The organism is Bacillus sp. RO2 (assembly GCF_012911845.1).
Classification (GTDB): domain Bacteria; phylum Bacillota; class Bacilli; order Bacillales; family Bacillaceae_I; genus Sutcliffiella_A.
Genome location: NZ_JAAXCU010000031.1, coordinates 62,512 through 73,756 on the forward strand (window position 1 = coordinate 62,512; position 11,245 = coordinate 73,756).

The 11,245-nt window shown below is 38.6% G+C and carries 19 protein-coding genes; 2 read left to right on the forward strand and 17 right to left on the reverse strand.

All coding sequences use genetic code 11. From position 1 onward, the window contains the following. Position 1: 1 nt before the first annotated feature. The 17 genes from HF078_RS06955 to HF078_RS07035 all read right to left on the reverse strand — a co-directional run bounded on the left by HF078_RS06955 (position 2) and on the right by HF078_RS07035 (position 8,950). Positions 2 to 568, reverse strand: a complete 567-nt coding sequence (locus HF078_RS06955; RefSeq protein WP_205831545.1) for a hypothetical protein — start codon at positions 566 to 568, stop codon at positions 2 to 4. Further along, positions 565 to 687, reverse strand: a complete 123-nt coding sequence (locus HF078_RS06960) for a Fur-regulated basic protein FbpA (RefSeq protein ID WP_169290469.1) — start codon at positions 685 to 687, stop codon at positions 565 to 567. The genes HF078_RS06955 and HF078_RS06960 overlap by 4 nt, the downstream gene beginning before the upstream one ends. Continuing rightward, complete coding sequence (locus HF078_RS06965; RefSeq protein WP_240951689.1) at positions 677 to 928, reverse strand: hypothetical protein; 252 nt, start codon at positions 926 to 928, stop codon at positions 677 to 679. The genes HF078_RS06960 and HF078_RS06965 overlap by 11 nt, the downstream gene beginning before the upstream one ends. Next, positions 903 to 2,204, reverse strand: coding sequence for a replicative DNA helicase (gene dnaB / locus HF078_RS06970; RefSeq protein ID WP_169290470.1), 1,302 nt, complete (start codon positions 2,202 to 2,204; stop codon positions 903 to 905). Before dnaB ends, HF078_RS06965 begins: the two co-directional genes overlap by 26 nt. Then, positions 2,197 to 2,496, reverse strand: a complete 300-nt coding sequence (locus HF078_RS06975) for a replicative helicase loader/inhibitor (protein WP_169290471.1) — start codon at positions 2,494 to 2,496, stop codon at positions 2,197 to 2,199. Before HF078_RS06975 ends, dnaB begins: the two co-directional genes overlap by 8 nt. After that, the gene (locus tag HF078_RS06980) at positions 2,489 to 3,277 is read right to left on the reverse strand and encodes a replication protein (protein ID WP_169290472.1); all 789 of its coding nucleotides are present in this window, start codon (positions 3,275 to 3,277) and stop codon (positions 2,489 to 2,491) included. The genes HF078_RS06975 and HF078_RS06980 overlap by 8 nt, the downstream gene beginning before the upstream one ends. Positions 3,278 to 3,468: 191 nt before the next feature. After that, entirely contained in the window at positions 3,469 to 4,371 is a 903-nt protein-coding gene (locus HF078_RS06985) for a RecT family recombinase (RefSeq protein WP_169290473.1), read from the reverse strand. Beyond that, on the reverse strand, positions 4,364 to 4,618 hold the full coding sequence (locus HF078_RS06990) for a hypothetical protein (RefSeq protein WP_169290474.1): 255 nt from the start codon (positions 4,616 to 4,618) through the stop codon (positions 4,364 to 4,366). The genes HF078_RS06985 and HF078_RS06990 overlap by 8 nt, the downstream gene beginning before the upstream one ends. 134 nt (positions 4,619 to 4,752) lie before the next feature. Further along, complete coding sequence (locus tag HF078_RS06995) at positions 4,753 to 6,279, reverse strand: AAA family ATPase (protein ID WP_169290475.1); 1,527 nt, start codon at positions 6,277 to 6,279, stop codon at positions 4,753 to 4,755. 99 nt (positions 6,280 to 6,378) lie between these two features. Next, the gene (locus HF078_RS07000; protein WP_169290476.1) at positions 6,379 to 6,576 is read right to left on the reverse strand and encodes a YqaI family protein; all 198 of its coding nucleotides are present in this window, start codon (positions 6,574 to 6,576) and stop codon (positions 6,379 to 6,381) included. A gap of 199 nt (positions 6,577 to 6,775) precedes the next feature. Continuing rightward, a complete protein-coding gene (locus HF078_RS07005) occupies positions 6,776 to 6,916 on the reverse strand; it encodes a hypothetical protein (RefSeq protein WP_169290477.1) in 141 nt (46 codons plus the stop codon). Continuing rightward, positions 6,906 to 7,193: a hypothetical protein gene (locus HF078_RS07010; protein WP_169290478.1), complete on the reverse strand. Its 288-nt coding sequence runs from the start codon at positions 7,191 to 7,193 to the stop codon at positions 6,906 to 6,908. Before HF078_RS07010 ends, HF078_RS07005 begins: the two co-directional genes overlap by 11 nt. After that, positions 7,190 to 7,978 (reverse strand): antA/AntB antirepressor family protein, encoded by a 789-nt coding sequence (locus HF078_RS07015; RefSeq protein WP_169290479.1) that lies wholly within the window; start codon positions 7,976 to 7,978, stop codon positions 7,190 to 7,192. Before HF078_RS07015 ends, HF078_RS07010 begins: the two co-directional genes overlap by 4 nt. Before the next feature lie 141 nt (positions 7,979 to 8,119). Next, the gene (locus HF078_RS07020; protein ID WP_169290480.1) at positions 8,120 to 8,290 is read right to left on the reverse strand and encodes a hypothetical protein; all 171 of its coding nucleotides are present in this window, start codon (positions 8,288 to 8,290) and stop codon (positions 8,120 to 8,122) included. After that, entirely contained in the window at positions 8,284 to 8,463 is a 180-nt protein-coding gene (locus HF078_RS07025; RefSeq protein ID WP_169290481.1) for a hypothetical protein, read from the reverse strand. The genes HF078_RS07020 and HF078_RS07025 overlap by 7 nt, the downstream gene beginning before the upstream one ends. Before the next feature lie 69 nt (positions 8,464 to 8,532). Beyond that, positions 8,533 to 8,709, reverse strand: coding sequence for a hypothetical protein (locus tag HF078_RS07030; RefSeq protein WP_169290482.1), 177 nt, complete (start codon positions 8,707 to 8,709; stop codon positions 8,533 to 8,535). A 16-nt stretch (positions 8,710 to 8,725) separates the two neighbouring features. Beyond that, positions 8,726 to 8,950, reverse strand: a complete 225-nt coding sequence (locus HF078_RS07035) for a helix-turn-helix domain-containing protein (RefSeq protein WP_169290483.1) — start codon at positions 8,948 to 8,950, stop codon at positions 8,726 to 8,728. Positions 8,951 to 9,136: 186 nt separating this feature from the next. Here HF078_RS07035 and lexA point away from each other — a divergent pair, with 186 nt between their 5' ends. Beyond that, positions 9,137 to 9,799, forward strand: coding sequence for a transcriptional repressor LexA (lexA, locus tag HF078_RS07040; RefSeq protein WP_169290484.1), 663 nt, complete (start codon positions 9,137 to 9,139; stop codon positions 9,797 to 9,799). A gap of 42 nt (positions 9,800 to 9,841) precedes the next feature. Then, a complete protein-coding gene (locus HF078_RS07045; RefSeq protein ID WP_169290485.1) occupies positions 9,842 to 11,242 on the forward strand; it encodes a recombinase family protein in 1,401 nt (466 codons plus the stop codon). Positions 11,243 to 11,245 lie beyond the last annotated feature (3 nt).

Consider the following 11,245-nt stretch of genomic DNA (forward strand, 5'->3'; position numbering starts at 1 on the left):
CTTAGCACGCCCCTTCTAGGATTTTATGGATTACTTCGTATTGATATTTTGCTAGAGTTCCAGCGTTTTCACTACAATCTATTCCTGTTCTTATAATCCAGGATATACGAGCTATCTGGGCCATGATATAGGCATCAACCACATTGTCGCTGGAGTGAGTAAATCCATAATGTTCCTCAACAGCTTTGATTACTGCCTTTTTTTTCTGAGGACCGGTAAGACGTTTCTTGCTGCCTACCTCCCCAATCCAGCCGGTCACATTGACAAACTTCTTCACGGCATTTGGAGCAGCCTCGTAGTAGCTCAATTTTCGCTTGTAGAGCTCGTTTCTAATACCGTGGTGCAATCCCCCTGCGAACATCGCTTTCTGCGTGTCAAAGGGGAATCCCTCGATACAGATGATGTCACCAGGACGAAGGTGGTCCACAACCTCATTTATTAAAGTGACCATTCTTTTGGGGTCCTGCGCCCCTACCCCGCTTAGTTCCTTCGCACGGAGAATCTCGCCATTTTCATCTAAGGCAACGAACCCCGTTTTACTAGATGGGTCAATTCCTAAAAATCTCAATTACTCTCCTCCTCTTGCATTCTTTTAAACTCACTTTCTAGTTCTTCCACTGTTAGCTCTCTTAATAGCCGGCCGTCTTCGGCCTCATGTTTCCCCTTTAAAGAGAGTTCATGAAGCATTACCTGTCTCCTTAACTCCACTGGCTTCCTCCTCTAATTTGACTTTGTATTGGGAAAGATGGTCGTTCATTTTCCCCCGGAATTTATCTTGGAAGTAGAAATGCAGCTTTTCTTCTGGATCATCAAAGCTAAGAACCTTTTTTTCATAGATGAGGAAATCTAGAAGTAATAAAAGAGGCTCCTGGTTGAAATCAACTGCATCCAGATACCACTCTCTAATTTGCGTTTGCGTGTCTGTCATGGAGATCCCGCATTCTCTGTGTTTTTTTGTTATAGAAAATATCTACTTTTCCAGTTGGACCATTACGCTGTTTAGCAATATCAATTTCTAAAATGCTCTTTTTATCAGAATCGGCATTATAATATTCATCCCTATAAAGGAATCCAATTACGTCCGCATCCTGCTCGATGCTTCCACTTTCTCTTAAGTCGGACATTACAGGTCTTTTATTGGATCGTTGTTCCACTCCCCGTGATAACTGAGCAAGGGTAAGGACAGGACTTTTAAACTCCTTGGCCATTCCCTTTAATGCAGCACTTATTTCTGATACTTGTAGATGAGCGTTTCCGTTATGGCTTTCTTCCGGCTTGATTAAGGTGAGATAGTCAATCATAACCAGAATCTTTTTATTCGGATTCTCCCGTTTGACGTCTCGAATCTGAGCACGCATTTCATTCACTGTCTGACCAGGTTTATCAAAGATTTGCATGTTGATTCGTTCCAATACACCTATGGCTGCAACCCAATTTTCATGATCTTTATCGTCAAAATAATGGTAAGGGTTTCGAGCCTTAATACCTTCTATTCCTCCTAGCAGACAGAGCATGCGCTTTATAAGGCTCTCTGCGCTCATTTCTAAGGAGAAGATAACTGGTATGGCACCTTTATATCCAGCATTGGCTGCAATGTTCAATATGAGGGCTGTCTTACCCATAGAAGGCCTTGCCCCAATGATGATACTGTCTTCATCTTGGAAACCGTCTGTCATATCATCGAGATCCTGGAAGCCACTCGGGATTCCGGAATAGCCTTTTTCCTTCTTAATCAGTGGCAACTCGTACATTTGAACAAGGTGTTCTTTAAGGTCGAACTTTTCCTTAGTACCTGTTTTATCTATGTCGTTCAGCTGCTTAATCATCTTCTGAATATCACTTGAGTCAAATTCCTGTTTCTCCACAATCGGCTTTAAGATATTGTAGATATTTTGTTTCTTCCAGGCATCAATGACAGCATCTTCATAATTCCGGAATGCATGAATGGAAGGGACACTTTCTTTTAAGAGGGAAAGATGGCCCGTTCCACCTAGTCGAGAAAGGTTGTTTCGCCCGATCAGTTCAATAATGGTGATGGCATTAATCGGTTCATCCTTTTCACCAATCTTTTTCATGGCCGTAAACAATTCTTTGTTTTGATAATGCTGGAAGTGTTCAGGCTTCGTTACTAATTCTTTCAATATCCTGTTATCAATTAAGATACAACCTAGTAAGGCACATTCTGCTTCATAGTTATTAATCACGCGATTCACTCCGTAACTTTCTCATGTATTCCAGGTGCTCATGATTTACTTTGAGATCAGATGGCTCTTCGTATATGTCAGCAATAGTAGGTGGGAACTTGCTAGTGAAAACATGTTTTTTTACTTTTGCACGTACTTGGTTAAAGTCTTGGTTTTCAAGGAATTCATGCCAGGCTTCAACAATGCTCTTAATCTTATTATTTTGTTCGGATGGTATAACATTTTTTGTGAAAGGGTTGTTATACATCTTTTCTATGAGTTGAATAATATCTAAGACTTCTTTCTTATTCATTCTCAAACTCCTTTGCTAAGGAACCATAATCCACGTTACTAGCTTTATGTTGCGCTTTTTTATTTTCTTGAAGGTGATCTAAGTCAGCTAGAGTTTTTACTCCACTCTTCCTCCAATTATTTAATTTGTTATATACAAACTTCCATGTTTCCCCGTTTCCTCTTGCAGCGTCTTTAATGGCTGCCTCAATAATTTCTATTGGTGTTTCAAAACCAAAGTTTTCTATGACATCTTCAATATCTTCCCTTAGAAACAGATTTATTTTTCTTGGAGGAACTAATCCACTAATTTGAAGTAAACCAATTATTTTTTCCAAGATGCTTCCCTCCTCTTTATTATTTTTCTTTATATTTTTCTTTAAGTTCTTTCTTTCTTGGTAAGCAGTTCTGCTTACTCTAGAGTCATCAGTTTCGCTTACTCTAGAGTAAGCACTTTCGCTTACTGTAAGCATTTTTGCTGACTCTGGTTTATCCCACTTGTCATAATCCTTGTTGAAGGAAATTCTCCTTGATTTTCTAGCTGTATTTTCTTGGGTAATGATTAGAATTTGCCTATCTATTAATTTGTCCAACTCTGGCTTAATTCGTTGTTTATGAACATCCGTTGCTTCAGACAAAAATGACAATGACATATCATGATCTTTTCTATTAAAGCCGTAAGTGTATCTCCAAACTGCAAGGATTATCTTATGCTGGGTTGGGCTTAACTTTATTTTCATGGTTTGCTCTAAAATTTCATGAGCAATTCTAGTAAATCCATTCTCTGGTTGAACGTTCGCCAAGCCCAACACCTCCTTACTTTTTTAAGCAAACTACAATGTCTGGCAAGTTTTCGCCTCTTGGTATAATCTTCATTGGGTACAGCCGGGGATGATAGAGGTTTATGTACCCCTTTATATATCTGATATAAAGATTCTTGTTTCCGGCTGCTAACCATTTGTAGGTGTACGGTATCAGCACCTTCTTGTCCATATTAGTCCAGCGTAATTCCCTCAAAATCATCAAAGCTCATTGCTTCTGCATCCTGTTTTTCTTCTTGTTTAGGAAAATGGAAATCTATTAATTTATTCAGAGCCACTGTTTCCTGCAGCGTGAGATCCTTCCCTTTCTTTTCAAACTTCTCCAGGACAAATGCGTTTAAATCTTTTTTAGAAACACCAAGTTCTTTGGTCTTTTTCTGAATTTCCGCCCAAACATTTGCAAGCTCTTCATCCGGTTTTATCACATTGTCACCAGTATCAACACATTTTGTCTCAGGTGTAATATCTACCCTCTGACGCGGTTCGTATGGGTCATAAGCATCTTGCTGTGTTTGATCGTCATCTACTTCAATACCAAACTGCAGTTTAAGAGCACGTTTCAGTGCATGCTTTTTGAACATGTCATTGTAGTAGGTTTTCCATTGGCTCCCTTGCTTGATTCGCAAGTGTTCCACCTCGTCAGCTTCTATGATAATCACCTTGTCTGGATATCCTTCACGGCGGGCAATTGCATAGGCTGCAGCTACTTTCCCTCGTGGGAATTTAATTGAGTGTTTGGTAATCTTGAGTTCCTGTGTTTCAGAGTCAATCTCCACCTCAAACTCGTCGTTCTCATGCACCAGCTGGGTTGTTACCCCTTTGTAATCATCACGTTGCTGGGCCAAGTATTGAATCCCTTCCACGGAAACCTGTATGCTCATCTGGTTTCCATACTTGATGAAATAAATGTGATTCTTGAAAGGATCAAGTCCATTGTGTTTGCAGATTTGAATAAAAAGAGCAAGCTCCTCTTTTGTTGCATTCTTTGCGATACTATTTACCACCACTTCTAGTTCCTTTTGAGTAAAGAAGTCTTCATACTCCTTTTTATCGATGGCTGCCAATTGGTTACTCATTAAATGGTACCTCCTCAGTTTCAATGGTGATTATTCGATGTTTTGTATGCTTCAATACTTTCCCATTAACCAGCATTGCTGCCCTGCCAGCCTCCTCAATTTTAGTAAACTCTCTTGCATATCTTTTTTCGCTTTCTCCAACTGTTGCACTTCTTCCGGTGTAATCAATTACACAACAGGTGTCATTAATATGCACTGTATAGAAAACTTCTGTTTTATTTTCTAAAACGCTGGTATCCTTAACCATGAGCTCTTTCCTCCTTCAATTGCTTGCATACACATTTAATATGGCAAAACAAATCTTTCCCTCGTTTCCAAACTGAGTCCCCTTCATAGATTGGTTTTTCACAGTTTGCGTTTGCACATATATTAATGGGTTCCTTACTCATTCTCACCGGCTCCCTTCAAGGAAACTGGATTAATACTAAATTCTTCATCTATCACTCTCGCAACAATCAGCTGACCCGGCGGTGAGATAAAGTGAAGAATGGATTCCGCATTATCAACAAAGCACGGTGTGATTATCTGAGACTGGTTTGATAGCACCTCTATGAGTTCCAATCCTGCTTTAATCTTTTCTGCAGTAGAGAGCTTGCTATATGGCTTTCCATCCATTTCAATTTGAAATGTGGCTTTCTCCTCGCCATTCTTCAATTTTTCATAAAGCTTTACAGAAATCTTGGTAAAGAGTTCATCTACTTTGTTAACCATCAGCTCTGAACGGACAGACCTGAATGATTTAATGGCATCAAAGATGCTGATTGAAGTGTTACGATCCATGCGAAGTTTTTCTTTACTAGATTCTGCATCCGTTACATCTTGGTGCAATTGCTCAACTCTTCGAGCTCCATTCAGCTTTAATTGCAAACTCACAATCTGGTTATCAACCTCGCTAAGTTCCGTCCGGTCTATTTCTTCTGGTACCGGCATTGCAGCAAGAGATTCTTTTAATGCATTTAATTTTTCTATAAGCTCTTTTCCAGTTGAAACTTCCTTATCGAAACGGGCCTTTCTATTTTCTTTCACTTTATATTTGGACTTATCATCTAAATCCTGCCCGCATGTTTGGCATGCTTCTAGAATTTCTTCATCTTTGATTCCTTGTACAACTGATTTCTGTCTATCAATACGTTCTACCAAGGATTCAATTTGTGATTCGATACGACCTCGGGCGCTTTTTCTTTCATAAAAAGTGTTGATTTCCTCTTCTATCTTGGTTCTTTTAGCAATTAAAGGCTCTAACTCTTTTTTCACTAAAACCAAATCTACATTTTCATCAGAACTTTGTTCTAGTTGCTCCTTCAATGTCAGATATCGTTCAGCTGCTCGTTCATAGGTAATATCCAATTGACGTATTTTATCTTTATGCATCTTCTCTAGGTCATCTAAAGAGCGTTTTTTCAAATTATCCTCAAGTGTTTCTCTTTCAATCTTCTCCATCTTGGTAAGCACTTCTTTATTCAATGGTTCACTGATATATTGGAGTAATTGTTCACGCTGTTCTGTCCACTTTTGAGAAGAGAAAAATCCTGGTGTGAATAAAGAAAAGAACAATTTTTCATCTATGACAGCATCCACAAATTCTTTAAAGACAGTCGCTTTCTCTGGAACTTCGTTAATGTAATACTTGGCAGTTTTTTTCTGACTTCGACCTAACAAGTATTGCTTGCCATCCACCTGCAGGAGCAATTCCACTTTCGTTTCTAACTCCGTTCCTATTGGCTGCGGTTCCAACTTAGATCCCATTACATCTTTCCCATATAAGCACCAGGTAGCAGCGTCACCTATAGATGATTTACCTGCACCATTCTTTCCTCGAATGTTGGTAATGTCGCTGAAGTTCACCTCTAATGAAGTATGGTTTTTAAAATTGGTTAATACTACCTTATTAAATGCAATTTGTTTCATACTTACCTCCCATTGATTTTTAGGCATAAACTCGATATCATGGGGATAACCCTAAGAGGTTCAACCCCTTTAGCGGATCCGTGTTGTAGCACGGATCTTTTATTTTCCTGCAGTCTTTCTTTCTGCCCCTAGAATGTCCACTAGGTAATTCATGGCATTGCACTCAAGGATGACTTCACCATCATGTTCTAGGATGTAATCCCCTTCAAACACTTCATCCCCACATGCGTCAGTTCTAAAAATCTTCCCTTCTGGAAGGCCTTCTTTCTCCAATTTCGTTACTGTCGGATGCTCCATCCTGTTCCTCCTTCTTTATGTACTTGGTGCTTCTGTTGCACCCGGCTAAGTACAAGGGGGCTTTGAAAAGGGGGAACAAAGACCTCATACTCAGCCCGGCACATCAGACATTGCCGGAGCATAAATTTTATGCTACTATTTACACATTCCTATATTCCCGAGCAGCTGTTAAAGTGTTGGACGCACTAGCTGCTCATTTTTAATCCTCCGTTTTATAGTGGTCCACCATATACCCCACAGTGACAATCTCTCGTAGATTCGTAGAATGCTTGACTGACTCCAATTTGATATGTGCATCTCCATCGGCTACATAATTTAAAAGTTCTTTACTAATTTGCATATTCTCTTCTCCCTTTCCAAACTTGAATTTCAACCTTATAACCCTGTTCCTGCATATCCTTAACCAACTTCTCCATCCGATCCTTCAATTTTTTCTTTTCCATCAATTGATCCAGCTCTTTCTTACATCGCTGGAACTCAATCATCCAACGTTCACTTTCATCCAAGTTCTCTCGATACATTTCCATCCGCGCTCTGTTCAAGCAGCTGAAACAACATTCATATAGATTAATAGCTTGTCTTAAATCGTTTGGGTGCACTTTTGTATGTAAGTTCATGATGTTGGCACCTTCACTTTCGTCAGAAACACGGCAAGGATACTATTAAATTTATACAGGCAGGCCATGCGGACCATAACGTCAATTCCATTCACTTTTTGTTTTAAAGTTGATACTGCATATAGCTTGCCAGTTCGTTGGTAGTATTCAGCATTTAGCTTCCGCCTTTCATTCTCTACCCTCGCCTTTACATCGATACCGTGTTGCGCTTTCAATATGGAGTAAATGCTGTTGTAAACTTCGTTATGTCCTACCCTTGTCCAACGGGCATATTCATTTACGTTGTCTATCACTTTTCGGTGGTCTGGCACTGCCGTGAGATTGTGAGTAAGCGTATCAATCCCTGTTTCTTGCTGTCGGATTTTCTGATCACGTTCTGCGTTTTCTCGTTCATTCTTCACCATTTGCTCTGCGTACTGCAGGAGCATTTCGGCTTGAGTTTTTGGTTGCGATTCTCGAAACTTCTTTTCTACCTCGATAAAGTATTTCCGGATGGCTCTGCCCATTTCATTGTTCTGAACCATGGCAATCTCTTTTCCAGTGTTAAGTGCCAACCAATAGTCATGTCTTAGGACGTTTTGACGTTCCCCTGTTTTGGTGACCGTTAAAATATAATCCTCACCTTCCAGAAAACCGTATTTATGGATTCTGTCCTTAATCCAAGTAGTAAAATCTTTTCCAATAACAAGTTGAGTATGAAGGTCTCTAGCATTCACTAACTTTTCTCCTATATCACTTTGGTAAACCGGAAAAAACTCATTCGCAATTACTTTCAAATTCTCCATCGTCTCTCCTCTCTTCGACATTGCTTTGGCGCAAGGCGACAACAATATTTGTTCCTATTACATTCCGACTTTGTTCTCCACGAAGAACGGACAATTTTCGCCAGTAGGGCCGAAAAAAGTAGGGTGGTTAGCCCTGGTTAATTAATTTTTAAAATCATATAAGGGATTTTCACGATCAATCGACAGAATTATCGTTTCAAGTTCCAGCTTCACTTGCTCCAAGTCGATGTCCCCTGAATTAATTCCGGAGTAGATATCCACCAGTTGATTCTGTAGCTGGCGGATTGTATAGACCAAGTGGTTTTCTAACATGACCTTGCCTCCTGGTACATCCGGATTTCTTCGTGCATTAGTTCTTTATAAGCCAGTAAACATTGGCCGCGGTATTTATAAAATCGTGGTTGCTTCTTAGAAGGATGGACAGCAGCTCGTTGTGCAACCTTACGAGTGTAATATTCAATCCGGTGAGTAACGTCTTTCTTCATGTTTACTCCCTCATTTGGATAACCGATTTCTAAAATAATAAAATCCAGTATTTTAAAAGTGTGCGCCTCCTAATTTGTTGCTATGTTTTTCCCATTATCTTTCTCTGCCTGCTTCCTTACTCTTTGTTCTTCTTCTCGTTTAGCAAGAATACGAGGAGCTGACGTTCTTGCGAGGAAAGCCCCTATTGCATTCCGTGTTTCATCACTAATGTTTGGTGGAATTACTTTTACTTCACTAGCCTTCATTTATTTCACCTCCCTTCTACGCAGTTTTTAATTTCCGAAAAAAATCGGATTGAGAACCAAAAAAAATATGCTCGACTGGTATCTTGTAAATGTCTTCAATTTTAACAAAGAAAGATCTTGGTACATTAGTTGAATCTTTCTCGTATTTAGCGAGTGTGTCCTTATTAATACCAAAAAGCTTTGCTGCTTCAATAAGCTTTAGTCCCGAATTCACTCTAGCTGCTCTCAAGGTAATTCTCATATTTTCACCTCCTTGTTATTTCGGTGTAGTTATAGATTATCCGAAATAATTCGGAATGTCAACCGAGAAAATTCGGAATTATTGTAATAAAACTGCAAAATTTATGATTTTCGAATTTTTTCGGAAGTGTTCTTTACTTTCCGTTTTAATTCGGATATTATATTATTTGGAAGGAGTTGTATAACTATGATAGATAGAGACTTACCTCTTAAAAAAGAGATTGCAAATAATATTAAGAATTTGATGAAAGAGCGTGGTTGGACTCAATTGAAGCTTAGCGAACTGTCCGGAATCTCTAAAAGTACACTTTCAGATTACATAAATACAAAAACTCTAATTAATCCAGGTAACGTAGAAAAGTTATCAGCGGCTTTTAACGTTAATAAATCCGATATAGATCCTAGTTTTAAAATCTCAACCATGATTAAAGAAAATGTTACACCATACAAAATTTCTGAGAAATCTGGTTTTGTAAGACTACCTATTGTGGGGTCAATAAGTTGTGGAGATGGAATTCTTAGATTTGAGGAAATTGAAGGTTATGAAGAAACCCCAAAATCCTGGTTAAACGGAGGGGAATATTTTTATTTGAGAGCAAAGGGCGATAGCATGGTTAATGCCAGAATATTAGACGGTGATTTACTTTTAATAAGAAAACAACATGAAGTTGAGAACGGTGAGATTGCTGCAGTAAACATTGACGGTGATGCTGTGCTCAAAAGGGTTTATAAAGAAGGAGATTCTATTATTTTGCAAAGTGAGAATCCTAAATTCCCGCCTATAATTGTTAATTCAAATAAACAGATACAAATTTTAGGGAAATTAAAAAGAACCGTAATTACTTTCTAGTAGGCAATAGCCTACTTTTTTTTGTAGAGGAGGTCAACTAATATGACAGTAGCAATTTACATAAGAGTAAGTACCGAAGAACAAGTAAAAGAAGGTTTCTCTATATCGGCTCAACGAGAGAAGCTAACAGCTTATTGTAAGTCCCAGGATTGGAATGACTTTAAATTTTATATAGATGAGGGGATATCAGCCAAGAGTACAGACCGCCCTCAATTAAAAACTATGCTAGAGCATATTAATCAAGGGATTATTAACACTGTACTTGTTTATAGGTTAGATAGATTGACAAGGTCTGTTCAGGACTTATATGTACTATTGGATGAGTTTCAACGGAACAGTTGCACCTTTAAGTCAGCAACTGAAATATTTGATACAACTACTGCAATGGGTAGAATGTTTATAACTATAGTGGCAGCTCTCGCTCAATGGGAAAGAGAAAACTTAGGTGAGAGGGTAAGAATGGGACAAATCGAAAAAGCAAGGCAGGGTCAATACAGTGCAAAGGCACCCTTCGGTTATTATAAGAACGATAACAGGTTAGTAAAAGACCCTAACGAATCTCAAGTTGTTCTTAACATCATCAGACTGGTGAAGGAAGGTTGCACTATCAGAAAGATAGCGCATCATTTGGATGATACCTATCCCCCTATCAGGGGTTATAAGTGGCATATAAGGACTATTTTAGACATCTTACATAATCCCGCTTTATACGGTGCTACTAGGTGGAAAGATGAAATTATTGAGGGTACACATTTTGGCATCGTAACCAAAGAAGAGTTTGAAAATTTACAAAAGTTACTTCACGACAGACAGAATTTCAAAAAAAGGGAAACTTATTCAATCTTCATTTTTCAAATGAAAATTGAATGTCCAACGTGTGGGAGCCGCCTTACTAGCGAAAGGTCAAAGTATAAACGAAAAAGAGATAATGCGATTGTGGAAAGTAATCATTATCGATGCCAGGTATGCACCCTAAACAAAAGGAAGTCTATTGGAATAAGCGAGAAGAAATTTGAAAAAGCATTCTTGGAGTATCTTAAAAACGAGGGTTTTAATTTTCAGCCAAATGAAGTGGAAAAGCATGATGATAATCAAGCGGACCTATTAAAAAGAATAAAGCAAGTAGAGCAACAAAGAGCAAAATACCAAAAGGCTTGGGCTAACGGTTGGGTGACAGATGAAGAGTTTTCTCAGCATATGAGCGATACCATGAAAGAGTTAAAATTATTACAAGATGAATTGAAAGAGGCTAACGGATTTAAGCATAACGTCAATGTGTATGAACCAGAGGTTATTAGAGATATTGTAAAGAATCTCAATGAGAACTGGCAGTTTTTAACCCCTAAAGAAAAGAGAGAGCTAGTTCAATCTTTTGTGGAGAAAATACAATTCACCATATCAGAAGAACGAAAAGCCTTGGTATCTCTCGTTTCATTTTATTAGTAT